Annotated in this window: 20 protein-coding genes; 11 read left to right on the top strand and 9 right to left on the bottom strand. The window is 71.9% G+C overall.

Going from position 1 to position 24,778, the window contains the following annotated elements; translation table 11 throughout:
- Positions 1–3 precede the first annotated feature (3 nt).
- Both cofD and BM076_RS14945 read left to right on the top strand, forming a co-directional pair.
- Positions 4–960 carry a 2-phospho-L-lactate transferase gene (gene cofD, locus BM076_RS14940; RefSeq protein WP_093714027.1) on the top strand — a complete coding sequence of 319 codons (957 nt, stop codon included), beginning with the start codon at positions 4–6 and terminating at the stop codon, positions 958–960.
- Positions 957–2,303 (top strand): coenzyme F420-0:L-glutamate ligase, encoded by a 1,347-nt coding sequence (locus tag BM076_RS14945; RefSeq protein ID WP_093714028.1) that lies wholly within the window; start codon positions 957–959, stop codon positions 2,301–2,303. Before cofD ends, BM076_RS14945 begins: the two co-directional genes overlap by 4 nt.
- 345 nt (positions 2,304–2,648) lie before the next feature.
- On the opposite strand, the gene BM076_RS14950 is transcribed toward BM076_RS14945, so the two are convergent.
- Both BM076_RS14950 and manB read right to left on the bottom strand, forming a co-directional pair.
- Positions 2,649–3,665 carry a DNA-3-methyladenine glycosylase family protein gene (locus tag BM076_RS14950; protein ID WP_407640656.1) on the bottom strand — a complete coding sequence of 339 codons (1,017 nt, stop codon included), beginning with the start codon at positions 3,663–3,665 and terminating at the stop codon, positions 2,649–2,651.
- Positions 3,666–3,814: 149 nt separating this feature from the next.
- Positions 3,815–4,966 carry a mannose-1-phosphate guanylyltransferase gene (gene manB, locus BM076_RS14955; protein WP_093714029.1) on the bottom strand — a complete coding sequence of 384 codons (1,152 nt, stop codon included), beginning with the start codon at positions 4,964–4,966 and terminating at the stop codon, positions 3,815–3,817.
- A 274-nt stretch (positions 4,967–5,240) separates the two neighbouring features.
- On the opposite strand from manB, the gene BM076_RS14960 reads away from it, so the two are divergent.
- From BM076_RS14960 to BM076_RS14975, 4 genes are all read left to right on the top strand, one after another.
- Positions 5,241–5,966, top strand: coding sequence for a TIGR03089 family protein (locus tag BM076_RS14960; protein ID WP_245796093.1), 726 nt, complete (start codon positions 5,241–5,243; stop codon positions 5,964–5,966).
- Between the two features lie 427 nt (positions 5,967–6,393).
- On the top strand, positions 6,394–7,617 hold the full coding sequence (locus BM076_RS14965; RefSeq protein ID WP_093714031.1) for an LCP family protein: 1,224 nt from the start codon (positions 6,394–6,396) through the stop codon (positions 7,615–7,617).
- A 152-nt stretch (positions 7,618–7,769) separates the two neighbouring features.
- Positions 7,770–9,524, top strand: coding sequence for an LCP family protein (locus tag BM076_RS14970; protein ID WP_093714032.1), 1,755 nt, complete (start codon positions 7,770–7,772; stop codon positions 9,522–9,524).
- 244 nt (positions 9,525–9,768) lie between these two features.
- Complete coding sequence (locus BM076_RS14975; RefSeq protein ID WP_093714033.1) at positions 9,769–11,538, top strand: LCP family protein; 1,770 nt, start codon at positions 9,769–9,771, stop codon at positions 11,536–11,538.
- A 78-nt stretch (positions 11,539–11,616) separates the two neighbouring features.
- On the opposite strand, the gene BM076_RS14980 is transcribed toward BM076_RS14975, so the two are convergent.
- On the bottom strand, positions 11,617–12,720 hold the full coding sequence (locus BM076_RS14980) for a glycosyltransferase family 2 protein (RefSeq protein ID WP_093714034.1): 1,104 nt from the start codon (positions 12,718–12,720) through the stop codon (positions 11,617–11,619).
- A 119-nt stretch (positions 12,721–12,839) separates the two neighbouring features.
- Here BM076_RS14980 and BM076_RS14985 point away from each other — a divergent pair, with 119 nt between their 5' ends.
- Positions 12,840–14,348 (top strand): LCP family protein, encoded by a 1,509-nt coding sequence (locus tag BM076_RS14985; protein WP_093714035.1) that lies wholly within the window; start codon positions 12,840–12,842, stop codon positions 14,346–14,348.
- 49 nt (positions 14,349–14,397) lie between these two features.
- Here BM076_RS14985 and BM076_RS14990 read toward each other — a convergent pair whose 3' ends face one another.
- Entirely contained in the window at positions 14,398–14,940 is a 543-nt protein-coding gene (locus BM076_RS14990) for an acyl-CoA thioesterase (RefSeq protein WP_093714036.1), read from the bottom strand.
- Positions 14,941–15,056: 116 nt separating this feature from the next.
- On the opposite strand from BM076_RS14990, the gene BM076_RS14995 reads away from it, so the two are divergent.
- A complete protein-coding gene (locus tag BM076_RS14995) occupies positions 15,057–16,289 on the top strand; it encodes an LCP family protein (protein WP_093714037.1) in 1,233 nt (410 codons plus the stop codon).
- 86 nt (positions 16,290–16,375) lie between these two features.
- Here BM076_RS14995 and BM076_RS15000 read toward each other — a convergent pair whose 3' ends face one another.
- From BM076_RS15000 to BM076_RS15010, 3 genes are all read right to left on the bottom strand, one after another.
- Complete coding sequence (locus tag BM076_RS15000; protein ID WP_093714038.1) at positions 16,376–17,080, bottom strand: LAETG motif-containing sortase-dependent surface protein; 705 nt, start codon at positions 17,078–17,080, stop codon at positions 16,376–16,378.
- 221 nt (positions 17,081–17,301) lie between these two features.
- Positions 17,302–18,459, bottom strand: a complete 1,158-nt coding sequence (locus BM076_RS15005) for an acyl-CoA dehydrogenase family protein (RefSeq protein WP_093714039.1) — start codon at positions 18,457–18,459, stop codon at positions 17,302–17,304.
- Between the two features lie 90 nt (positions 18,460–18,549).
- Positions 18,550–19,821, bottom strand: coding sequence for an LCP family protein (locus tag BM076_RS15010; RefSeq protein ID WP_245796069.1), 1,272 nt, complete (start codon positions 19,819–19,821; stop codon positions 18,550–18,552).
- A gap of 124 nt (positions 19,822–19,945) precedes the next feature.
- Here BM076_RS15010 and BM076_RS15015 point away from each other — a divergent pair, with 124 nt between their 5' ends.
- Entirely contained in the window at positions 19,946–21,286 is a 1,341-nt protein-coding gene (locus BM076_RS15015) for a UDP-glucose dehydrogenase family protein (protein WP_093714292.1), read from the top strand.
- A 57-nt stretch (positions 21,287–21,343) separates the two neighbouring features.
- Here BM076_RS15015 and BM076_RS15020 read toward each other — a convergent pair whose 3' ends face one another.
- Entirely contained in the window at positions 21,344–21,898 is a 555-nt protein-coding gene (locus BM076_RS15020; protein ID WP_093714041.1) for a CGNR zinc finger domain-containing protein, read from the bottom strand.
- Between the two features lie 111 nt (positions 21,899–22,009).
- Between BM076_RS15020 and BM076_RS15025 the strand changes: the two genes are divergently transcribed.
- Together BM076_RS15025 and BM076_RS15030 are read left to right on the top strand one after the other, a co-directional pair.
- Positions 22,010–22,384 carry a VOC family protein gene (locus BM076_RS15025; RefSeq protein WP_245796070.1) on the top strand — a complete coding sequence of 125 codons (375 nt, stop codon included), beginning with the start codon at positions 22,010–22,012 and terminating at the stop codon, positions 22,382–22,384.
- Positions 22,385–22,520: 136 nt separating this feature from the next.
- Positions 22,521–23,543: a lysylphosphatidylglycerol synthase transmembrane domain-containing protein gene (locus tag BM076_RS15030; protein ID WP_322935508.1), complete on the top strand. Its 1,023-nt coding sequence runs from the start codon at positions 22,521–22,523 to the stop codon at positions 23,541–23,543.
- 15 nt (positions 23,544–23,558) lie between these two features.
- On the opposite strand, the gene BM076_RS15035 is transcribed toward BM076_RS15030, so the two are convergent.
- Positions 23,559–24,752 (bottom strand): dipeptidase, encoded by a 1,194-nt coding sequence (locus tag BM076_RS15035; RefSeq protein ID WP_093714043.1) that lies wholly within the window; start codon positions 24,750–24,752, stop codon positions 23,559–23,561.
- Positions 24,753–24,778: the final 26 nt, after the last annotated feature.

Raw genomic sequence — 24,778 nt, forward strand, 5'->3', positions numbered from 1 at the left:
ACCATGCGAATCGTGGTTCTGGCCGGAGGTATCGGAGGGGCGCGCTTTCTGCGCGGCCTCAAGGCAGCGGCGCCGGAGGCGGAGATCACCGTCATCGGCAACACCGGAGACGACATCCATCTGTTCGGTCTGAAGGTCTGCCCCGACCTCGACACCGTGATGTACACCCTCGGCGGCGGCATCCACGAGGAGCAGGGCTGGGGCCGGGCCGAGGAGACCTTCGCGGTCAAGGAGGAACTCGCCGCGTACGGCGTGGGACCCGAGTGGTTCGGGCTCGGCGACCGGGACTTCGCCACCCACATCGTGCGCACCCAGATGCTCGGCGCGGGCTACCCGCTCAGTGCCGTCACCGAAGCGCTGTGCGCCCGCTGGAAGCCCGGCGTACGCCTGATCCCGATGTCCGACGACCGGGTCGAGACGCATGTGCTGGTCGAGATCGACGGTGAGCGCAAGGCCGTTCACTTCCAGGAGTACTGGGTACGGCTGCGGGCGGCCGTCACCGCGCACGCGGTCGTGCCCGTCGGCGCGGAGGCCGCCAAGCCGGCGCCCGGCGTGCTGGAGGCGATCGGCGCGGCAGACGTCATCGTCTTCCCGCCGTCCAACCCCGTCGTCAGCATCGGCACCATCCTCGCCGTGCCCGGCGTCCGCGAGGCCATCGCCGAGGCCGGGGTGCCCGTGGTGGGCCTGTCCCCGATCATCGGCGACGCCCCGGTGCGCGGCATGGCCGACAAGGTGCTGGCCGCCGTCGGCGTCGAGTCGACGGCCGCGGCCGTCGCCACGCACTACGGCTCCGGGCTGCTCGACGGCTGGCTCGTCGACACCGTCGACGCCGCTGCCGTGCCCGAGGTGGAGGCGGCCGGTATCCGCTGCCGCGCCGTGCCGCTGCTGATGGACGGTCCCGAGGCCACGGCGCAAATGGCCAGGGAGGCGCTGACGCTCGCCGAGGAGGTACGGGCATGACGGTTTCCGGCGCGGACGCGCCGCGCTACGAGGTCTTCGCCGTGCCCGGCATCGGTGAGGTGCAGCCGGGCGCCGACCTCGCCAAGGTGATCGCCGCCACCGGCACCGCGTTCGCCGACGGCGACGTGCTGCTGGTCACCTCGAAGATCGTCAGCAAGGCCGAGGGGCGGATCGTCAAGGCCGACGACCGCGAGGCCGCCATCGACGCCGAGGCCGTACGGCTGGTGGCCCGGCGCGGGCCGACCCGGATCGTCGAGACCCGGCACGGCTTCGTCATGGCCGCGGCCGGGGTGGACGCGTCCAACACACCGGCGGGCACCGTTCTTCTGCTCCCCGAGGACCCCGATGCCTCCGCCCGGCGCATCCGGGACGGGCTCCGCGAGATCCTCGGCGTACGGGTCGGTGTGCTTGTCACCGACACCTTCGGGCGGCCCTGGCGGGAGGGCCTCACCGATGTCGCCATCGGTGCGGCCGGTGTCCGCGTCCTGGACGACCTGCGGGGCAGGCACGACAGTCACGGCAATCTGATGAGCGCGACGGTGACGGCCACCGCGGACGAGTTGGCTGCCGCCGGCGATCTGGTCAAGGGCAAGGTCGGGGGGTTGCCGGTGGCCGTGGTGCGCGGGCTCGGTGACGCCGTGGTCCGCGGGGCGGAGGTCGGTGACGGCGGCCCGGCCGAGGCCGATCCTGGGGCGCGGCCTCTTGTGCGGGTCGCCGCCAACGACATGTTCCGGCTCGGTACGTCAGAAGCGGTGCGCGAGGCGGTGTCGTTGCGGCGCACCGTGCGGGAGTTCACCGATGAGGCGGTTGATCCGGCCGCCGTGCGGCGGGCCGTCGCCCTTGCCATCACCGCGCCCGCGCCGCACCACACCACGCCGTGGCGCTTCGTTCTTCTGGAGTCGGCCGAGGTGCGGGTGCGGTTGCTCGATGCCATGCGGGAGGCGTGGGCGGCGGATCTGCGGCGGGACGGTTTCTCGGAGGAGTCGGTCGCGCGGCGGCTGCGGCGGGGGGATGTGCTGCGGAACGCGCCGTATTTGGCGGTGCCTTGTCTGGTCGCGGATGGGGCGCACGAGTATCCCGATGGGCGGCGGGGGGCTGCTGAGCGGGAGATGTTCGTGGTGGCGCTCGGGGCGGCGGTGGAGAACTTTCTTGTGGCGCTGGCCGGGGAGCAGCTCGGCTCTGCTTGGGTGTCGTCCACGATGTTCTGTCGTGACGTCGTGCGGGACGTGCTGGGGCTTCCTGGGGACTGGGATCCGATGGGTGCGGTCGCCATCGGGCGGCCGGCGGTGGCGCCCCGGGTTCGGGGGGACCGGGAGGTCGAGGACTTCATCGCGGTGCGCTGAGGTTTTCCTGGAGGCGGGTGCGCCTCTGGTCTTCCCGGCTTCCCGGGGTGCGCTTGCCCTTGTCGTCGGGGGTCGGTGCCGGGCCGGGGTGTCTCCTCGAGCTGCGTGCGGCACCCTTCGTACGTATTCGGCACCCATGTGTCTGCACGCAAATCTGCGGGGACACCCCGACCCGGCCCCTCCGGGCACGTCGGCGGCGAACCGTGCTCGGTGGTTCCCGTGCCGGGGACGGGTGGGGGTCGGGGGTGGGTGCGAACGGTACGTCGGCGGCGGACGGTGCTCGGTGGTTCCTGTGGCGGGAGTGGGGTGGGCTGCGGGGGGATCGCCCGCGGCGGAGAGCTGGGGTCAGGAGCGGTGGGACGGGGGGTTGGGGGCGAGGCGGGGGGCGTGACGGGGTGGGGAGGGGGAGTTGAGGAGGATGAGACGGGTGGCGCGGTGGCGCTGGCCCGCGTAGGGGGCCAGGAGCTGGAGCATGACCTCGTCGGAGGAGCGGCGCTCGCCGGTGAGGGCGTAGCCGATGTGGTGCGGGAGGTGGAGGTCGCCGACGGTGACGGCGTCGGCCGCGCCGTGGGTGCGTTGGAGGGTTTCCGCCGCCGTCCAGGGCCCGATGCCCGGCACCGACTGGAGCCGGGCCGACGCCTCGGCCACCGGCAGGGCGGCGGCCGCTTCGAGGCCGGCCGCGACCCGGACCGCGCGGAGCACCGTGGACGCCCGCTTGTTGTCGACGCCCGCGCCGTGCCAGTCCCAGGACGGTACGAGGGCCCAGCCGCGCGCGTCCGGCATGACCCGCATCCGGTCGGCCCCCGCGGGCCCCGGCGCGGCCTCACCGTGCCGGTGCAGCAGGAGCCGCCAACCGCGGTACGCCTCGGTGGTGGTGACCTTCTGCTCCAGGATGGACGGGATCAGCGATTCGAGGACGAGCCCGGTACGGGTCAGCCGCAGACCGGGGTTGCGCCGGTGGGCGGCGTGCACGAGGCGGTGCCGCGGGGTGAAGGCGGCGGGGTCGTCGTCGGCGCCGAGCAGCGCCGGCAGCGCGTCGAGCAGCCACGGGCCGCCGGGGCCCCAGGCGTACGCCTCGATCTCGGCCGGGCTGCCGGTCAGCCGCAAAGTGCCCGGGCCCTCGGGCGTACGGCTCGCCCGCCACACGGTGCCGTTCCGTTCGATCCGGAAGGCCGGGTCGCCGTAGCCCCTGCACAGCGGATTGAGCGTCAGCCGGATGTCCAGCGGCCCCTCCGGCGACCAGGTCCGTGTGTGCGCACCTGTGGATGACCTATGTGCCGCCGGCGTTGCGGATGGCGCGGGTGCCGCCGGGGGCTCTGGCGCGGCCGGGGCGGCTGCGGGTCGGGGGCGCGGAACTGGCACCCCGCGAGGCTACCGGCACCCGCCGACACCCCGGCCCGCTGTACCCGGGGCCCGGCATGGCTCACGCACCACGGCGACGCCCGCCGCCGTCACGGCGCCTGACCCCGTACAACGGCGACGCCGACACCCCGGCCCGGGAACACCGGGTCCTACTCGTCGGACGAGAAGCGGATCGCCGCCGCGGGGATCCGCGCGCCGCACCAGATGCGGACGCCGTCGCGCAGTTCGTTGTCGGGGCCCACATGGGCCCCGTCGCCGATGACGGCGCCTTCGAGGATGGTGCGGGCGCCGATGACGGCGCCGGTGCCGACGAGGGAGTCGCGGACGACGGCGCCGGGTTCGACGGTGGCGCCGGCGAGGACGGTGCTGCCGACGACGCGGGCGCCGGAGCCGATGACGGCGCCGGCGGACACGCAGCTGCCGCCGGAGAGTTTGGCGTCGTCGGCGACGTGGGCGCCGGGCAGGACGAGGTGGTCGCCGCACTGGCCGGGGACGGCGGGCGACGGCGCGCGGCCGAGTACGAGGTCGGCGGAGCCGCGGACGAAAGCCTGCGGGGTGCCGAGGTCGAGCCAGTAGGTGGAGTCGACCATGCCCTGGAGGTGGGCGCCGACGGCGAGCAGATCGGGGAAGGTCTCGCGCTCGACGGAGACCGGCCGCCCGGCCGGGATCGTGTCGATGACGGAGCGGGTGAAGACGTAGCAGCCCGCGTTGATCTGGTCGGTGACGATCTCCTCGGGCGTCTGCGGCTTCTCCAGGAAAGCGGTGACGCGGCCGTCGGGGTCGGTGGGGACCAGGCCGAAGGCGCGCGGGTCGGGGACCTTCGTCAGGTGCAGCGAGATGTCCGCGCCGGTGGCGCGGTGGGTGCCGACGAGGGCGGGGATGTCGAGCCCGGTGAGGATGTCGCCGTTGAGGACGAGGACGGGGTCGCCGGGCGCGGAGTGCAGGCGGTGCGCGACATTGCGGATGGCGCCGCCGGTGCCGAGGGGCTCTGTCTCGGTGACGTACTCCAGGTGCAGGCCGAGCGCGGACCCGTCGCCGAAGTGCGGTTCGAAGACCTCGGCGAGGTAGGAGGTGGCGAGCACCACGTGCTCGACGCCGGCCGCCGCGGCGCGCGCGAGCTGGTGGGTGAGGAACGGCACTCCGGCGGCCGGGACCATCGGCTTGGGGGTGTGCATCGTCAGCGGTCGCAACCGGGTGCCTTTGCCTCCGACCAGGAGGATCGCTTCGGTTGCCGCAGGGCTCTCCACGGGGCTCTCCACGGGGCGCTCCGCGGGGGCCGCGGGGGCGGGGTGTGCTCGCATGGCAAGCATAGTGACATAAGCCGTAAAGCTGAGTAATCACGATCTGACGGACAGTCGGCCGCGCCGCCGCACCAGCACTCGTACGGACGAATGAACCGACGAATGAACCGACGAGCGGACGAACGAGCAGAAGGACGAACGGAAGGGCGAACAGCCGGACGAGCGGGCCGCCGTGATCGCTGGAGGTAGCCTGACACGCGTGACGCCGACCGCCAACACGCCCAGCACGCCCGGTACTCCCCTTACGCCCGGCTCCCCGGCCACGCCCGCGGGCCTGCTCGACGCCGCGCTGCGCGGCGACCCGGGCCGTCCGCTGGTCACCTTCTACGACGACGCGACCGGCGAACGCGTCGAGCTGTCGGTGGCGACCTTCGCGAACTGGGTGGCCAAGACCGCGAATCTGCTCCAGGACGAGCTGAACGCCCAGCCCGGCGACCGGCTCGCGCTGCTGCTGCCCGCGCACTGGCAGACCGCGGTGTGGGTGCTCGCGGGCTTCGCGACGGGCGTGGTCGTGGCGCCCGGCGGCGATCCGGCGGCGGCCGACCTGGTGGTGAGCGGTCCCGACACGCTGGACGCGGCACTGGCGTGCCGCGGCGAGCGGGTGGCGCTGGCGCTGCGCCCGCTGGGCGGGCGTTTTCCGCAGCCGCCCGCCGGTTTCGTCGACTACGCGGTGGAGGTGCCCGGCCAGGGCGACCGCTTCGTGCCGTACGCGCCGGTCGCCCCGGACGCGCCCGCACTCGTACTGCCGGGTGGGGACACACCGCTGACCGGTGCCGAGGTCGTGGCCCGGGCGCGTGCCTCGGCCGCCGCGCTGGGACTCGACCGGGGCGCGCGGCTGCTGTCCGGGCTGCCCTTCGACGGCTGGGACGGCTTGGCCGCCGGCCTGCTCGCGCCGCTCGCCGCCGACGCCTCCGTGGTGCTCTGCCGGCACCTGGACCAGCTGCCGGCGGAGCGGCTGGCCCAGCGCAAGGACGCGGAGCGGGTCACCGCGTCGGTGTAGACGCGGGGCCGGATACGTTTCCGGCGCGTCACACGGAATCGCCGGTGTCGCGTCCGTCACACCTGTCACGCCGCCCCGTCGGCCGCCTGTGGATTTCGGGTACCCAGGCAACCAACTGCCCAATTCGGCTGTCTGAACGAATGCCGGACGGGTAATAGCACATCTGTCCCCGGCGACCGGTGACTTCCGAGAGACGGGCCCCGACGTGACCACGCCAGCAGAGCCTCCGCAGGGCGACGCCGTTCCCGAATCCGCCGACGCACCCGACGTACCAGAAGCATCCGACGTACCAGAAGCATCCGACGTACCAGAAGCTCCTGACGCACCCGAAGCTCCTGGGACCGCCGAAGCCGCCGAAGCCGAAGGCCCCGCCGCGACCGAGGGCCCCACCGCTCCCCAAGACCCCGCCACTCCCGACTCCCCCGACATGCCCGCCGCGCCCGGCATACCCGAGGCCGCGGAAGCGGCGCCCCGCCCCCGCCGGCACCGCTGGCTGAAGGTCGCGGCCGTCGGCACGGCCGTCCTCGTCCTCGCGTGCGCCGGCACCGGCTGGTATCTGTACCAGCGGCTCGACGGCAACATCACCACCGACAGGGTCACCGAGAACGACCTGAAGGTGCACGCCTCCGAGCGCCCCACCGAGGGCCCGACCTCGGCCGAGAACATCCTGCTGATCGGCTCGGACAACCGCGGCGACGGCAACGGCAAGTACGGCGAGGACAGCGGCACCCAGCGCTCGGACACCACGATCCTGCTGCACATCGCCGCCGACCGGAAGAGCGCCACCGCCGTCAGCATCCCGCGCGACCTGATGGCACACGTGCCGAGCTGCACCCTGCCCAGCGGCAAGGAGGACCGTGAGCGCTTCGAGCAGTTCAACTGGGCGTTCGAGTCCGGCGGGGCGGCCTGCACCATCCGTACGGTCGAGAAGATGACCGGCATCCGGATCGACCATCACCTGATCGTGGACTTCAACGGCTTCAAGAAGATGGTCGACGCGGTGCACGGCGTCGATGTGTGCGTGGCCGAGCCGGTGCACGACACGTACGCGCACCTCGACCTGCCCGCCGGCCGGCAGACGCTCGACGGCGAGCAGGCGCTGGGGTACGTCCGCGCCCGGCACGGCATCGGCGACGGCAGCGACACGATGCGGATGGACCGGCAGCAGGGCTTCCTCGGCTCGCTGCTGAAGAAGGTCCGCAGCAACGGGGTGCTGCTCAACCCGACCAAGCTCTACCCGCTGCTGTCGGCCGCCACCTCGTCGCTGACCGCCGACCCGGGCCTGGACTCGCTCAGCGAGCTGTACGGACTGGCGCACAGCCTCCAGCGGATCCCCACCGACCAGGTCCGTTTCCTGACGGTGCCGCAGGAGCCGTACGTCAACGACCACAACCGCGACCAGCTCGTCCAGCCCGCCGCCGACACCCTGTTCACGACGCTGCGCAACGACCAGCCGGTGAACGTGTCGGACAAGGACCCGTCCGGCGACGGCAACGGCAACGCGGACAGCAACAGCGGTGACGGCAACGGCCGTACGTCCACGCCGAGTACGACCGGTACGCCCACCACGAGCGGCTCCCCCACCACGACGCCCGCGCCCACCTACCGCGGCACCACCGCCGACCGCGACATCTGTGGCAAGAGCGGGTGAAATCCCACTAAAGGATCCTCCGGGCGCACGGCGGGATCGCCCGCTTTGTCCGGTTGTAGGGACACTCGATTTGTCACGGGCGCATATCGGCGCTGAACTGTGGGGCTAGTGTGAGCGATCCGGCCGATCCCGGATGGAGGACCCCAGCGACCGTGGACACGCAAGGCCGTAGGAACATCGACCCGGCGGACCAGTGGGTCCTCGATCCGGCGACCGGTACGTACCAGTTGCGGCTGGAGCCGGACGACGCGGCGGCGGCGCAGCCGACCGTGCCGGAGCAGAGCACCGGCCGCGCCGAGCCCCCGTCCGCCGCCGCTCCCCCGCCGTCGTCCCACGGCCGCCGCGCCGCGCGCAACGGCACCGGACCGAACGGCACCACGACAGCCGGTACGGGGACAGCCAGGACGGGGACGGGCACGGGCCGGGCGGCGGCCGGACCGCCCAGCCGCCGCAAGGCGAAGCCGAAGGCGTCCCGGAAGAAGAAGGCCCTGCTGTGGACCGCGGGCACGGTCAGCTTCGTGCTGGTCGCGGTCTGCGTCGGCGGCTACCTCGTCTACCAGCACTTCAACAACAACATCACGACGGTGGACGTCGGCAACGCGGGCAGCAAGGACGTCACCCACGAAGGCCCGATGAACATCCTGGTGATCGGTACCGACAGCCGGGTCGGCCTGGGCAAGAAGTACGGCGACGCGGGCAGCGTCGGCCACGCGGACACCACGATCCTGTTCCATGTGTCGGCGGACCGCAGCAACGCCACCGCGATGAGCATCCCGCGCGACATCGTCACCTCCATCCCGGACTGCCCGACCAAGCAGAAGGACGGCAGCACCAAGACGATCCCGGGCACCCCGGTTCAGCTCACCACGCCGAAGTTCAACGAGAGCCTGGGCGTGGACGGCCGCGACCCGGGCTGCACGATGCGCGCGGTGTCGGCGATGACCGGGCTGACCATCGACCACTTCATGATGGTCAACTTCGAGGCGGTGAAGACCCTCTCGACGGCGGTCGGCGGTGTCGACGTGTGTCTGGCCCGGCCGCTGGTCGACCCCAAGTCGCACCTCGACCTGAGCGCGGGGCCGCACAACATCCAGGGCGAGACGGCGCTGGAATTCGTCAGGACCCGGCACGCGCTGCAGAATCAGAGCGACCTGGACCGGATCAAGCTCCAGCAGAACTTCCTGAGCGCGATGATCCGGAAGATCAAGTCCAGCGGCACCCTGACCAACCCGAAGAAGCTGTTCACGCTCGCGAACGCGGCCACCAAGGCGCTCACCGTGGACAGCGCGATCGGCAGCGTCAGCAAGCTGACCAGCCTGGCCAAGGACCTGAGCAAGGTCGACAGCAAGCACATCAGCTTCGTCACCGTGCCGGTGGTCGACAACCCGAACGAGAAGGTGCACGCCACCGTCGTCGTCGACCAGACCAGGGCGCCGCAGTTGTTCTCGCTGATCAAGAACGACGTCTCGCTGACCGAGGTGAAGAAGCCGGCCGCCACGAAGACGCCGGACCCGCGGCTGGTCGGCCCCAAGGCGACCCCGCACAACACCCGGGTCAATGTGCTCAACGGCAGCGGCACCTTCGGGGCGGCGCAGAACACCGTCAACTGGCTGCAGAACACCGAGGGCGTCAACCGTTCGGCCAACGGCGGCAACGCGCCGGCGACCGACAAGACGTTCCTCAGCTACGCGCCGAACCAGGCCGACCAGGCGCGGTCGCTGGCCGCGATGATGGGGCTGCCGGCCTCCGCGCTGAAGCAGGGCACCAAGGACGCGGCGCCGCTGGAGTACATGACGCTGACGCTCGGCAAGGACTTCGTGGCGCCGGGCACCCCGATCGGGCCGCCGACCGCCGCCCCGGCGGACCTGCCGAAGACCGAGGCCGACAGCACCAAGTGCGTCTCGTGACCCGCTGCCTCCTGAGCACTGTCTCGCGACGCACCGTCTCGTGACCTCACCGTCTCGTGACGCACCTCACCAGCCGTGACGCACCGCGTACGCGGCGCCGCGCCCTGTGCGCGGCGCCCGCCGGGCGGAGCGCGCGCGTCCGCTAATTGAAGATCCCGCGGTGCAACTCTGAGCCGCTCATAGCCGTCTGACAGTGGGACGGCGCAGTATGGGCCGCGTACTTTACGCCACAGGGGAGGTTTGGATGCGCGACGGCACGGTGGGAGGGAACGGCTTCGGTACGGCCTCGAACCCGGACAATCTCGGGTGGGACGAGGGCCTGTACCGGGACGACGCCCGTTCCTACGCGCCCGGCGCGGACGACTCCTACGCCCTCGGCGCGGACGACCCCGCCTCCGGCGGGGAGGAACCGCCGGGCCGAATACCCGAGCCGCGCGGCGCGGGCAGCGGCGGCGGGCACCGTCGCGGCGGCCCGCGGCGGCGGCCCAAGAGCCGTAGGAAGCGCATCCTGAAGTGGGTGTCGATCGGCCTCGCGGTCGCGGTGCTGGGCACGGCGGGCGCCGCGTACGGCTACTACGAGTACCTGTCGGGCAAGATCCGCAAGGGCGAGCGCGTCAGCGGCAGCACGAATGTGGCCAAGACCAAGGCGAACGCCAACGGCGACACCCCGATGAACATCCTGATCCTGGGCTCGGACAGCCGCAATGACGCCGAGGACCTCAAGCTCGGCGGCGCCCGCAGCACCGTCGGCGAGCCGCCGCGGGCCGATGTGATCATGATCGCCCACCTGTCGGCGGACCGCAGCAACATGTCGGTGGTCAGCATCCCGCGCGACACCCGGGTCAACATCCCGCAGTGCACGGACCCCAAGACGCACAAGGTGTACGCGGCGACCAACGCCATCATCAACGAGTCGCTGGGCCGCGGCGGCGCGGGCTGCACGCTCGCGACCGTGCAGAATCTGACCGGCGTCTACATCGACCACTGGCTGACCATCGACTTCTCCGGTGTGGTGAAGATGGCCGACGTCGTCGGCGGTGTCGAGGTCTGCGTCAAGGAGAACGTGGACGACCACTCCACCCCGGCGCAGCCCGGCGGCTCGCACCTGCACCTGAAGGCGGGCAAGCAGAAGGTCTACGGCGAGACCGCACTGCAGTGGCTGCGCACCCGGCACGCGTGGGGCAGTGACGCGATGCGCGCCAAGGCCCAGCACATGTACATGAGTTCGCTGATCCGGCAGTTGCGCAGCCAGAATCTCTTCACCAACCCGGGCAAGCTCAACAAGATCGCGACCACCGCGATGTCGGCCTTCGAGGTGTCCAAGGAGATCGGCACCCCGAAGAAGCTGTACGACCTGGGCATGGAGCTGAAGACCGTGCCGTCGAACCGCATCACGATGCTGACGATGCCGCACGACGCGGACCCCGAGGCGCCGGACGCGCACTACATCCCGTCCGCGGACGCCGCCCAGGTCTGGTCGCTGCTGCGCAACGACGTGGCGATGGACGCCAACGGCAAGGCGAAGACCCCGGCGTCCGGTTCTCCGTCGGCCAAGCCGACCACGAGCGCGCCGTCCGGGCCGCCGGCCGCCGCCGCGGGCACCATCCCGGTCACGGTCGTCAACGGCACGGCCGGCACCTCCGACGGGGTGCCGACCGGGCACCGCGCGGGTGACATCGCCACCGCCCTCCAGGGCGCGGGCTTCACCCAGGCGAAGGCGACGCAGGAGGCCAAGCCCAGCCCCGGCACCCGGCTGGTGTATCCGACGAGCGGCGGCGCGCAGGGCAAGGCGGACGCGACGGCGGTCGCCAAGGCGCTGAAGATCCCGGCGGCGAACGTGAAGGCGGACGCGGACGTCAGCGCGATCACGCTGACCATCGGTGCCGACTGGAAGACCGGCACGGACTTCAGCAAGACGCTGCCGAAGAGCGGCTCGGTGCCGACGACGGCCGACGCCACCAACGGCGCGGACACCACCGGCTGCATGGAGGTCCTGCCGATCTACCGCTGGTAGGACGGGCCGTATATATACGGCAGCGGCCCGCGGGGGACACTCCCCGCGGGCCGCTGCCGTACGGTGCCGAGAAGGCGGCTACGCCTGTACGCGCGCGTCCTCGCCGTCGCGCACCGCCGGGCGACGGCTGGCGATCACCCGGCGGGCCAGCGAGCGCGGGCTGGTCAGGAAGCCGTAGCCCCAGCACATGTGCATGGTGGCCAGCGCGAGCGGGATCCGCAGCCGGGCGCCCACCGGCAGTCCGCGGCCCGCGGGCAGCGAGCCGGCCGTGATGGCGGCGACGTACGCGGCGGGCACCAGCAGCGCCCACGGGGTGACGGCCGCGCCGACGACCAGGCCCGCCACGTTGGCCAGCAGGGCGACGGGGGCCGCGAGATAGCGCAGGTTGACCGAACCGCGGTGGTAGCGGGTGACGACGCGCCGCCAGCGCCCGTAGTCCTTGTACTGCTTGGCCAGCGCGCGCACCGAGGGCCGCGGCCGGTAGGAGACCCGCAGCTCGGGCGAGAACCAGATGAGGTGGCCGGCCTCGCGGATGCGGTAGTTCAGCTCCCAGTCCTGGGCGCGGATGAACTCCACGTTGTAGCCGCGCTGGCGCTCCAGCACCTCGCGGCGGAAGACGCCGAGGTAGACGGTGTCGGCGGGGGCGGCGGCGCCGCCGGTGTGGAAGGCCGCGTTGCCGACGCCGATCTTCGAGGTCATCGCGGCGGCGACGGCCCGCTCCCAGTCGTTCTCGCCCTCGGCGTGCATGATGCCGCCGACATTGGCCGCGCCGGTCTCCGCCAGCAGCCGGACGGCGGTGGCGATGTAGTTCGGCGAGAGCATGCCGTGGCCGTCGACGCGGACGACGACGGGGTGCCGGGACGCGGCGATCGCCGCGTTGAGCGCGGCGGGGGTGCGGCCGGTGGGATTGGGCACCGTGCGCACCCGCGGGTCGGCGGCGGCCAGTTCGGCGGCGATCTCGTCGGTGCGGTCCTTGGAGGGACCGAGCGCGATCACGACCTCCAGCTCGCCGGGGTGGTCCTGCGCCAGGATGTGCCGGACGGAGTCGCGCAGATGACGCTCCTCGTCGAGCACCGGCATGATCACGGAGACCGCCGGGGCGGCGGAGAAGTGCGGCGCGGGCAGAGGCGCGGGCTGCTGTGCGGGCCGGGGTGCGGCGGGGTCTTGGTCGGCGGCGTTCATCGGGGCAAACGTTACCGCTAACGGGGGACACCAGCGCGTGGGGTCAAGACCGACAGTCCTATTTGTCCCTAGCCTGAACGGGTCCGCACGTCCCTGTCCCCCGCGCGGAGGGATCCCCAGTGCCGCCCACCCGACGACGTCCCCCGATCCGCTGGAGCACCCGGATCGCGGGCGGCCTGGCCCTGCTGGTCATCACCGCGAGCGGCGTCGGGCACGCCGTACTGACCGGGGTGAGCGGCGCCATCGACCGGGTGGACGCGTTCGGCGGCATGGAGGGGCGGCCCGACGGTTCCAAGGGCACCAATTTCCTGCTGGTCGGCACCGACGGGCGCGACGGGCTCGACCCGGCGGAGAAGAAGGCGTACCACCTGGGCGGGGCGCCCTGTCACTGCACCGACACGATCATGCTGGTGCATCTGTCGGCGGACCGGTCGCGGGCAAGCATCGTCAGCATCCCGCGCGACACGTACGTACGGCTGCCGGACCATCCATCCGCGTCGGCCTCCCCCACGGCCCCCGTGACGCCCGCCTCGTCCCCTCCGCCGTCATCGTCGTCATCGTCGTCGGACCCCTCCGCGTCCGGTACGGCGAACGCCGCGCCCGCGACCGACGCGCAGCCGGACACCCACCCGGCCAAGATCAACGAGGCGTACGCGGACGGCGGCCCCAAGCTGACGGTGCGGACCGTCGAGCAGATGACCGGTGTGCACATCGACCACTACCTGGAGATCGACTTCACCAGCTTCATGAAGACGGTCGACGTCATCGGCGGCGTCCAGGTCTGCACGACGCGCCCGCTGAAGGACTCCTACACCGGCCTCGACCTGCCGGTCGGCACCAGCAAGCTGGACGGCGGGCAGGCGCTGCAGTACGTACGTGCCCGGCATCTGGACGCCGCGGCGGACCTCGGGCGGATGCAGCGGCAGCAGCGCTTCATGGCGCAGATCATCCACAAGGTCACCAGCGGCGGTGTGCTGGCCAATCCGCTGGAGCTCAGCAAGGTCGCCTCGACGGTGCTCGGGTCGGTGCGGGCCGACCAGAACCTGAAGTCGAGCGATCTGATCGACCTCGCGGAGGGCATGAAAAACTTCTCGGCGGGCTCGTCGGAATTCGGCTCGGTGCCGCTGAGCGACACCGACTACGAGGTCGACGGGGTCGGCTCCACCGTGAAGTGGGACACCGCGAAGGCCGGGAAGATGTGGGCCGCGATCCGGGCGGACCGGCCGCTGGCCGTGCACCACGCGAAGAAGAAGCACAAGGGCGTCAAGGTGGACGTCGCCCCGGCGACGATCCGGGTCTCGGTGGAGAACGGCACCGACACCAGCGGGCTCGCCGCGACCGCCCAGAAGGCGCTGGCCGCGACCGGTTTCGCCACCGTCGGCACCCCCGGCACCTCCGAGCACCGCTCCGAGCGGACCGTCATCCACTACGACCCGGGCTGGGACCGTTCCGCCGCCTCCCTGGCCACCGCGCTGCCCGGCGCCGAGCTGGTCGCCGTCCCCGGCCAGGGCAAGACGATGCGGGTCACCCTCGGCACGGACTTCAAGGCGGTCACCCCGGTCACCGCCGACCCGGGCTCCACCGGCACCGAGGACACGCCGCTCACCGGTGACGACGTGGGCTGCTAGCCCGTACGCCCGCCTGTACGCCCGCCCCCGCGCCCGGTCCGCCGGGACCTCAGTCCTCCAGGCCCTCCGCCGCGCGGGTGCGGCGCAGCTCCAGGATGGCGCGGCGGCGGGCGAGGCGGTGGGTGCGGCGGATCTGGGCCTCCTGCCAGCGGCGGCGGTCGCGGTCGGTCTCGGGGAGGACCGGCGGGACATTGCGCGGCTTGCCGTCGACGTCGACGGCGACGAAGACCAGGTAGGCGGTGGCGACCTGCTTGGCGGGGCCGGATTCGTTCCAGCGCTCGGCGACGACGCGGACGCCGACTTCCATGGAGGTGGTGCCCGTCCAGTTGACCTGGGCCTTCACCGCCAGCAGGTCACCGACCCTGACCGGCTCCAGGAAGATCATCTCGTCCATCGCGCCGGTGACCGCGGGTCCGCCGGAGTGCCGTCCGGCGACGGCGCCCGCCGCGTCGTCCACGAGCTTCATGACGACGCCGCCGTGCACGGTGCCGAGCAGATTGGTGTCGTGCGCGCTCATGATGTGGGAGAGCGTGATGCGGGACGCCGAGGTGGGCTTTCCCGGGAGCGACGGGACGTCGGAACGATCGATCATGTCAGCCACCTTATGTCCGTTGCGAAACGGTTGCGGCCGGTGGCCGAATGCATCGGGTCTGCTACAGAACCGCCGTGGATTCCCGGTCGTCAGCCCTGGCCGGGCACACTTCCAGCATGAGTGGTTGGAGTGATGACACCGAGCAGCGCCGTGCTTCCGAGCCGCCGCTGCCGCCCGAACTGTCGCCGCGCCGGGCCGCCGCAGCAGCCGGCGGTGTCCCACCGCAGCCCGCACGCCGCCCGGCCCAGCCCGGCGGCCCCGGTGGTCCCGGCGGTTCCGGCCCCGGTGGTCCCGGCGGCCCCGGAGGCGGCGGCTACGGCCCGCCGTCGACCGGCGGCGGCACCGGCACGCGCACCCGCCGCTGGAGCACCCGCAAGAAGATCGGCGTCACGGCGCTCGGTCTGGTCGTCGTGCTGCTCGTGGTGTCCGTCTCCACGTACTTCTGGGCCGACTCCAAGGTGCGCCGCGAGGTGGACCTGAGCAAGGTCGAGGACCGGCCGCCGACGGGCAAGGGCACCAATTACCTCATCGTCGGTTCCGACAGCCGTGAGGGGCTGACCAAGCAGGACGAGAAGGACCTGCACACCGGCGCCGCCGAGGGCCAGCGCACCGACTCGATGATGATCCTGCACACCGGCAGCAACGGCTCCACGATGATGAGCCTGCCGCGCGACTCGTACGTGACGATCCCGGCCTTCACCGGCAAGGAGTCGGGCAAGCGCTACGCGGCCTCCACCCACAAGCTGAACCGCGCGTACGCCGACGGCGGCCCGGAGCTGCTGACCCGCACGGTCGAGTACAACACCGGCCTGCACATCGACCACTACGCCGAGATCGGCTTCGCCGGCTTCGTGAACCTGGTGAACGCGCTCGGCGGCGTCAACATGTGCCTGGACAAGCCGCTGAAGGACAAGGCGTCCGGCGCCGACTTCCCGGCCGGCTGCCAGAAGCTCAACGGCAAGCAGTCGCTGGCCTTCGTGCGGCAGCGGCACCAGGAGGCCGACCAGGACCTCGGCCGGATGCGCAACCAGCAGAAGTTCCTGTCCACGCTGGCCCACCAGGCGGCCTCGCCGACGACGATCCTGAACCCGTTCAAGCTCTACCCGGTGATCGGGTCCGGCCTCGACACGCTCATCGTCGACAAGAAGATGAGCCTGATGAACCTGACCTCGATGTTCTGGGCCATGAAGGGCGTCACGGGCGGCAGCGGCAACTCCATCACCGTGCCGATCGCCAACGCCAACTACATGACGCCCAACGACGGTGACGCCGTCAAGTGGGACATGACGAAGGCCAAGCAGCTCTTCGACGAGCTGAAGAACGACCAGAAGGTGACGGTCACCAAGTAGGTCCGTCCGCACGAAGGGCGCGGCCCCCACAGCGAGTTCGCTGTGGGGGCCGCGCCCTTGTGATCGTGGAACGTGGCCGCGTGGCGTCAGTGCCGCGCGCCGGCCGTACGGCGGCGCAGGCCGAACACGGCGCCACCGCCGACGACGACCAGGGCGCCGGCGATACCGGCGATCATCCCGGTGTTGCTGCCGCCACCGGTCTCGGCGAGGTCGGTGGTGCCACCGGCCGCGGGCGAGGGGGCGTTGGTGTCGGCGACGACCGCCGCACCGCTGGTGCTCGGCGTCGCGCTCGGGGTGTCGGACGGAGCCGTCGACGGGGTGTCGGACGGCGTGTCCGAGGGGGTGTCGGACGGGGTGTCCGAGGGCGTGGTGGCCGGCGTCGTGGGCGGCGTGTCCACCTTGCAGGCGGCCGAACCGGTCACCACGTCGGGCGTGATGTCCTTGTCCACGAGCCGGTTGTTCTGCGTCTTCACGTGGACGCGGTACGTGGTGTCGGGCTGCCAGTCGACGGGGATGCTGACGACCTCGCCGTTGCCCCCCTTGCCCCTGACGTCGGACTTGGTCGCGACGACCGTGTCGCCCTGCGAGACGGTGATCGTCACCAGGGTGCCGGAGCCGTCCTTGTCGGTCACATTGATGAAGCCCTGGCCGTTGTCACAGCCGGCTTCTGCGGAGAATTCGGTGATGCTGCACGCGAGCGCGTTGCCTGCGACGCCGAGCGCGAGCGCGGCTGCGGCGGAGGCGACGCCAATGGAACGCACCGCGATGGCGGTGCGGCGGGATATGGACACGTCTTCCCTTCACGGGATCGGATCACAAGCGAGGAAGCACACAGGGCGCGGGACCTCGTCCCGCGCCGCTTGTGGCACCAAACCTCTACAAGCCGTCGAGTCCGCTTGTCAATTGATCGCAAACCGACCACAACCAGGCGCCGGGTGACGTTCCCACCCGTCCGAACCCCCGCCCTACGGACGATTGCCGGACATAGCGAACGCCCCCGGATCGTTGCGCCCTAGGGAAGGTTTCGCGCCATCACGATGCGCTGCACCTGATTGGTGCCCTCGTAGATCTGCGTGATCTTCGCGTCGCGCATCATGCGCTCGACCGGGTAGTCGCGCGTGTAGCCGTAGCCGCCGAGGAGTTGGACGGCGTCGGTGGTGATGTCCATGGCGACGTCGGAGGCGTAGCACTTGGCGGCGGCGCCGAAGAAGGTCAGGTCGCTGTCCGTGCGCTCGGACTTGGCGGCCGCCGCGTACGTGAGCTGGCGGGCCGCTTCGAGCTTCATCGCCATGTCGGCGAGCATGAACTGGATGCCCTGGAATTCGGCGATGGCCTTGCCGAACTGCTTGCGCTCGGCGACGTAGCCCTTGGCGTAGTCCAGGGCGCCCTGGGCGATGCCGAGGGCCTGGGCGGCGATGGTGACGCGGGTGTGGTCCAGCGTCTTCATGGCGGTGGCGAAGCCGGTGCCCTCGGCGCCGATGAGGCGGTCGGCGGGGATGCGGACGTTGTCGAAGTAGACCTCGCGGGTCGGCGAGCCCTTGATGCCGAGCTTCTTCTCCGGGGCGCCGAAGGAGAGGCCCTCGTCGTCCTTCTCGACCACGAAGGCCGAGATGCCCTTGGAGCGCTTGTCGGGGTCGGTGACGGCCATCACCGTGTAGAAGTCGGAGACGCCCGCGTTGGTGATCCAGCGCTTGACGCCGTTGAGTACGTAGCTGTCGCCGTCGCGCACCGCGCGGGTCTTCATGCCCGCCGCGTCGGAACCGGCCTCGGGCTCGGACAGGCAGTACGAGAACATGCCCTCCTTGCGGGCCAGCGCGCCCAGGTACTTCGCCTTCAGCTCCTCCGAGCCGGACAGCTGCACCGGCAGCGAGCCGAGCTTGTTGACCGCCGGGATGAGGGAGGAGGAGGCACAGACCCGCGCGACCTCCTCGATCACGATGACGGTGGACAGCGCGTCGGCGCCGGCGCCGTCGTACGCCTCGGGGACGTGCACGGCGTGCAGGTCGTTGGCCTCCAGCGCGTCCCGGGCCTCCTGCGGGAAGCGGCCCTGTTCGTCCACCTCCGCGGCGAACGGCGCGATCTTCGCCTCGGCGAGCGAGCGGACCGCGTCCCGGAGCATGTCGTGCTCCTCGGAGGTCCGGAAAAGGTCGAAGTCGGAGGATCCGGCCAAGGTGTCTCACTCCCCGAGTGCCAAGTGCTAACTACCGTTAAGTAACCCAATGATCCTAGGCCCGCGCGCCACGCGCCACCTACGTGACGTTCATGACACCTTGTCGCCGAGCCGGTCGACCGTGTTGGTCGCGAGGTAGTCGCCCATGGTGTCGTTGCGGATCGCCTGCCACAGCTCGGACGTGCCGTTGGGGTCGAGCAGCACCACGGACTGCTTCTGGATGGTGTCGAAGCCGGAGATCGGCGCGTTCATGAACACCATGTCCGACGAGCGCACCCCGCGCATGTTCCACACCAGTCCGCGCAGATCACCGTTGGACAGCTTGTCGTCCACGCTCACCACGTCCGTCACCTGGTCCAGGGTCCGCTTCAGCTTCAGCGGGTTGGTGAAGGTGCCGCCGGAGAGCATCTTGGACAGCACGGCCCGCAGGAAATTCTGCTGCCGGTGCGTACGGTCGAGGTCGCCGCGCGGCAGGCCGTAGCGCTCGCGTACGTAGTCGAGCGCGTCGTCGCCGTTCATGTGGTGGGTGCCCGCGGTCCAGACGCCGCCGGGGCCGTTGCGCCGCGAGACGGTCTTGTCGACGGTGATGTCCACGCCGCCGACCGCGTCGGTCAGCTTCTTGAAACCGCTCCAGTCGATCACCGCGAGGTGGTCGATCTTCACCTTGGTGAGCCGCTGCACGGTGTCGATCAACAGTGGCGGGCCGCCCCAGGAGAAGGCCGCGTTGAGCTTGGCCTGGCCGTGGCCGGGGATGCTCACCCAGGAGTCGCGCGGCAGCGAGACGACATAGGCGTGCTTGTGGTCGGCGGGCAGGTGCACCAGCATCATCGTGTCGCTGCGCTGGGCGCCCGGCTTCCACTCCGGCGCCTTGGCGTCCTTGCCGGTGGTCGGCAGGTCGGATCGGGCGTCCACACCGACCAGCAGGAAGGTCTGGCTGCCGTCCTTGGAGGGCGGCGGCTTCGCGGCGGCCGGGACATTGGTCGGGAAGGCGTTCGGGATGCGCTCGACGCGGCCGGTGTAGTGCTCGTACGCCCACCAGCCGGTGCCGACGATCAGCAGCGCGCCGGTGCACAGCAGGACGAGGGCGGCGTACAGCACGCGCCGGGTGCGCCGCCGGCGCCGCCGCGCCTTGTCCGGTTCGGTGCCGGGCCCGGTTCCCGGCTCGGCCTCCGGGTCGGCCTCCGGGTCTTCGATGACAGGCCCGGCCTCCGGGTCCGTGACGTCCGGCGCCCGGGATATGGGTCCGTCCTGCTCCGACCCCGTGGCCGTACCCGCCTCCGGATTCCCCTCCGCCCCGGAGTCCGTCACCGTTGCCGGCCCGGGCGCCGGCTCCTTCACTTCTCTGCCGCTCGCGTCACCCACGGTCGCTCCCCACCCCTTGGTCCCCACCCCTTGGATCTGTCCACGCATTGTGGACCAGATCTCCGCAGGTGCTCCCCCGGCCGCCCATTATTTGGCCCGCTCCATGCCGACTATGCTCTCCGGCATGCCTCTGAAGCTCACCGTCATCGGCACCGGCTATCTCGGCGCCACCCATGCCGCCGCGATGGCGGAACTGGGTTTCGAGGTCCTCGGCCTCGACATCGAGCCGAGCAAGATCGAGATGCTCGCGCGGGGCAGGGTCCCCATGTACGAGCCGGGCCTGGAGGACTTGCTCGCGCGTCATGTGGCGGGGATCGACGGTTCCAGCGGGCGGCTGCGCTTCACCACCTCCTGGGAGGAGGTGGCCGAGTTCGGCGACGTCCACTTCGTCTGCGTCAACACCCCGCAGAAGCACGGCGAGTACGCGTGCGACATGAGCTTCGTGGACAGCGCCTTCTCGCTGCTCGCCCCGCATCTGCGCCGCCCGGCGCTGGTGGTCGGCAAGTCGACCGTGCCGGTGGGCAGCGCGGCCCGGCTGGCGGAGCGGCTGCGGGAACTGGCACCGGCCGGTGCCGACGCGGAACTGGCCTGGAATCCCGAATTCCTGCGCGAGGGCTTTGCCGTCCAGGACACCCTGCACCCGGACCGGATCGTGGTCGGCGTCACCAGTGAGCGCGCCGAATCACTGCTGCGGGAGGTTTACTCCGTACCCGTCGCAGAAGGCACGCCGTTCGTCGTCACGGACTTCCCGACCGCCGAACTCGTCAAGACCGCCGCCAATGCCTTCCTCGCCACGAAGATCTCCTTCATCAACGCCATGGCCGAGGTCAGCGAGGCGGCCGGCGGCGATGTCGCCAAGCTCGCCGAGGCGATCGGCCACGACGACCGGATCGGCCACAAATTCCTGCGCGCCGGCATCGGCTTCGGCGGCGGCTGCCTGCCCAAGGACATCCGCGCCTTCATGGCGCGCGCCGGCGAACTCGGCGCCGACCAGGCGCTGACCTTCCTGCGCGAGGTCGACTCGATCAACATGCGGCGCCGCACCCACATGGTGGAGATGGCCCGCGAGGCGGTCGGCGGCAGCCTGCTGGGCCGCCGGATCGCGGTGCTCGGCGCCACCTTCAAGCCGGACTCCGACGATGTGCGCGACTCCCCCGCACTCAATGTGGCCGGGCAGATACACCTCCAGGGCGGCCAGGTCACCGTCTATGACCCCAAGGGCATGGAGAACGCCAAGCGGGTCTTCCCGACGCTGCGGTACGCGGCCACGCCGCTGGACGCCGTACGCGGCGCCGACCTCGTCCTGCACCTGACCGAGTGGCGGGAATTCCGCGAACTGGACACCGCCGCCCTCGCCGACGTGGCCCGGCACCGCCGGATCATCGACGGCCGCAACACGCTCGACCCCGAGGTCTGGCGCAAGGCGGGCTGGACCTACCGCGCGATGGGCCGCCCCTCCGCGTAGCGCCCGCCTCCCAGAAAGCCCAGGAAGCCCAGAAAGCCCACGAAGGCGCGGGCGCCGTCAGCGCGTACGGCTGCGGTAGGCACGCATCTTGGCGCGGCTGCCGCAGATCGCCATCGTGCACCAGCGGCTGCGGCCGGACGGGCTGCGGTCGTAGTACACCCAGCGGCAGGTGTCGGCCGCGCACGCCTTCAGCCGCGCCCAGGTACCGTCCGCGACGGCCGCGGCGACGGCGGCGGCCACCTCGGCGGTGAGCGCGGCCGGTCCGGTGAGACCGGCGGCCGGGCGTACGGCGGCGCCGCCCTCGGCGTCGACCGCGAGCCGCAGCGGCGCGCGCTCCAGCAGGGCCGCGAGCGCCTCCAGCGTGCCGGCTGGCACGTCCACCCCCGTGTGCGCCTGGCACACGTCCCGCAGCGCCTCGCGCAGCACCAGGACGTCGGCGAGTCCGCCGGCGTCGAAGCCGGGGCCCTGGACGCCGCGCTCCCCCGCCCAGGCGGCCAGCGCCTCCGGCGCCCCCAACTCCTCGGTGCCGCCTTCGAGGTCAACGGTGTTCACCAGGTCCTGGACCAGCCGCAACGGTCCAGGAGCGGGACTGCGTTCGCCGGGCTGCTCCACCCTTGCCACGTTACCGCCACTCCGCCATGATGGAGTAACCGTTACCGGCTGAAGGGCATATAGCGGTAACGCGATTCGATGTACGACAGGCCACCACGAGAGGAATCCGTCATGATCGGCACCCTGGGCGCGGTCGTCCTGGACTGTCCCGACCCGCGCGCGCTCGCCGCCTTCTACGCCGAACTGGTCGGCGGCACCGTCGAGGTGGACGAGGCGGAGGACGACTGGGTCGACCTCAACCGCGAGGGCGGCCAGCGGCTGTCCTTCCAGCTCGCCGTCGGCCACCGCCCGCCGTCCTGGCCCGACCCCGAGCGGCCGCAGCAGTTCCACCTCGACATCGCCGTCGAGCGCGCGGAGCTGGACGCCGCCGAGAAGCAGGTGCTCGCGCTGGGCGCCACGCTGCTGGAGGGCGACCTCGACGGCACCCGCAACTGGCGGGTCTACGCCGACCCGGCCGGCCACCCCTTCTGCCTCTGCGCCTGCTGACCGGCGACGCGTCACCCCGCCGAAACCCGGCCGTCGTCCGGCCGACGCCCCACCGGTGGAAACTGCTCGCGACACGACGAGCGGCACGACGATCCGGTGGGCGCACGACCGGCGGAGACGACCGAGAGCGGTGGCCATGGACCAGCCGGAAGCGGACGCCGGCCCCATGGCGGGCCCGCCGGTGCCGCCGGGCGGCGCGCCGGGGGTGCCCGCCCGCCGCCGCGTCCGGCGGATGCCCTGGCGCACGCTCGCCGGGCTGATACCCGTGGTGCTGGTCGGCGGCTGGATATCGCGGCACTGGTCGGTGATGGAGACCGGCGGCCACGACCTGCTGGCCGCGAACCGCGGCTGGCTGCTGGCGGCGCTCGCGGCCACCGGCCTCGGCTGGGTCGCCAACGCCGTCGCCCGGCAGGGCACGGTGCTCGAACCGCTGCCGCCCGCACGGCTGCTGGCCACGCAGTTCGCCGCGTCGGCCGCCGGCCAGCTCGCGCCCGCCGGGATCGGCGCGGGCGCGGTCAATCTGCGCTTCCTGCGCACCCAGGGCCTGTCGCTGATCCGCTCCTCGGCCGCGCTCGCGCTGTACTCGCTGGCGGAGTCCGTCGGCCGGGTGATGCTGCTGCTGGTCCTGCTGGTGCTCTTCCCGCACGCGCTGCACCTGGACGGGCTCGTGCCCGACGGCGGCGCGCTGCTGCTGTTCGGGCTGCTGGCGGCCACCGCGCTCGCCGCGGCGGCCCTCGCTCTCGCGCTGGTCCGGCCGCTGCGCCGGGTCGTACGGGACTTCCTCGCGGCGGCGCTCACCGACGCCCGGATGCTGCACGCCAGGCCCGCCCGCGTCCTCGCCCTGTGGGGCGGCTCCTTCGCCTTCCCCGCGCTCCAGGCGGCCGGGCTCGCCGCGGTCACGCTCGCGCTCGGCGTGCCCGTACCGGCCGCGCACGCCGCCCTCGCCTACCTGGCGGCGACCTGCCTGGCCGCGGCCGTGCCGACGCCCGGCGGCATCGGCTCGGTCGACGCGGCGCTCGCCGTGGCCCTGGTCGCCGCGGGCTCCTCCACCACGGCCGCCGCCTCCGCCGTCCTCGGCTTCCGCATCGTCACCGTCTGGGTGCCGCTGCTGCCCGCGGCCCTGACCCTGGGCGCGCTGGTCCGCCGCAAGGTGCTCTAGGCCGTCTCCGGCGGATCAGCCCCGCGCGCCGTCGAGCTGCTCGATCGTCGCCGCCGACGGGCCGCGGCGCGCGCGGATCGCCACCGCCGCGGTCTCGGCGTCGCGCAGCACCCGGACGGCGTTGCGCCAGGTCAGCTTGGCGAGGTCGGCGTCGGACCAGCCGCGGCGGACCAGCTCGGCGATCAGGTGCGGGTAGCCGGAGACGTCGGCGAGGTCGGCCGGGGTGAAGGCGGTGCCGTCGTAGTCGCCGCCGAGGCCGATGTGGTCGACGCCCGCGACCTCGCGCATGTGGTCGAGGTGGTCGGCGACGGTGGCCGCGGTGGCGAGCGGGCGCGGGTGCGCGGCCTCGTACGCGCGCTGGACGGTCATGCCCTCCGGCGTGGTGTCCAGCGGGTGCAGCCCGTGGGCGCGCATGTTCTCGTCGGCGGCCAGCGTCCACTCGATCGCGGCCGGGAGGATGAACTTCGGTACGAAGGTGGCCATCGCGACGCCGCCGTTGCCGGGCAGCGCGGCCAGTACGTCGTCGGGAATGTTGCGCACGTGGTCGCAGACGGCGCGGGCCGAGGAGTGCGAGAACAGCACCGGGGCCTGCGCGACCCGCAGCGCGGCCCGCATCGTGTCGGGCGCCACGTGGGAGAGGTCCACCAGCATGCCGAGCCGGTTCATCTCGCGGACCACCTCCTCGCCGAACGCGGTGAGGCCGCCCGCCGCGGGCTTGTCCGTCGCCGAGTCCGCCCACGGGGTGTTGTCGTTGTGCGTGAGCGTCATGTAGCGGACGCCCAGTTCGTACAGGCCGCGCAGGGTGCCGAGCGAGCAGTCGATGGAGTGGCCGCCCTCGGCGCCCATCAGGGAGGCGATCCGGCCCTCGGCGCGGGCCGCCTCCATGTCGTCGGCGGTCAGCGCGAGCCGCAGGTCGGCCGGGTAACGCTCGGTCAGCCGGCGGACGACGTCGATCTGTTCGAGCGTCGCGGTGACGGCCTCGCCGCCGGTCAGCTCCACCGACACGTACACCGACCAGAACTGCGCGCCGACCCCGCCGGCCCGCAGCCGCGGGATGTCGGTGTGCAGCCGGTCGCTCTGGTCGGCGGCGATGTCGAGCCGGTCGAGGTCGTACGACACCTGGTGGCGCAGCGCCCACGGCAGATCGTTGTGCCCGTCCACCACGGGGTGGGCGGCGAGCAGTTCGCGGGCGTGCGTCAGCGGGTCCACGACGGTGTTTCCTCCTGAGGTTCGGG

Origin of the sequence: Actinacidiphila alni, assembly GCF_900112845.1 — a bacterium.
Taxonomy (GTDB): Bacteria; Actinomycetota; Actinomycetes; order Streptomycetales; family Streptomycetaceae; genus Actinacidiphila; species Actinacidiphila alni.

Coding starts and splice junctions, on each gene's coding strand:
- cofD (WP_093714027.1), top strand. CDS start 4: ATGCGAATCGTGGTTCTGGCCGGAGGTATCGGAGGGGCGCGCTTTCTG.
- BM076_RS14945 (WP_093714028.1), top strand. CDS start 957: ATGACGGTTTCCGGCGCGGACGCGCCGCGCTACGAGGTCTTCGCCGTG.
- manB (WP_093714029.1), bottom strand. CDS start 4,966: ATGCGAGCACACCCCGCCCCCGCGGCCCCCGCGGAGCGCCCCGTGGAG.
- BM076_RS14965 (WP_093714031.1), top strand. CDS start 6,394: ATGCCCGCCGCGCCCGGCATACCCGAGGCCGCGGAAGCGGCGCCCCGC.
- BM076_RS14975 (WP_093714033.1), top strand. CDS start 9,769: ATGCGCGACGGCACGGTGGGAGGGAACGGCTTCGGTACGGCCTCGAAC.
- BM076_RS14980 (WP_093714034.1), bottom strand. CDS start 12,720: ATGAACGCCGCCGACCAAGACCCCGCCGCACCCCGGCCCGCACAGCAG.
- BM076_RS14990 (WP_093714036.1), bottom strand. CDS start 14,940: ATGATCGATCGTTCCGACGTCCCGTCGCTCCCGGGAAAGCCCACCTCG.
- BM076_RS14995 (WP_093714037.1), top strand. CDS start 15,057: ATGAGTGGTTGGAGTGATGACACCGAGCAGCGCCGTGCTTCCGAGCCG.
- BM076_RS15015 (WP_093714292.1), top strand. CDS start 19,946: ATGCCTCTGAAGCTCACCGTCATCGGCACCGGCTATCTCGGCGCCACC.
- BM076_RS15025 (WP_245796070.1), top strand. CDS start 22,010: ATGATCGGCACCCTGGGCGCGGTCGTCCTGGACTGTCCCGACCCGCGC.
- BM076_RS15030 (WP_322935508.1), top strand. CDS start 22,521: ATGGACCAGCCGGAAGCGGACGCCGGCCCCATGGCGGGCCCGCCGGTG.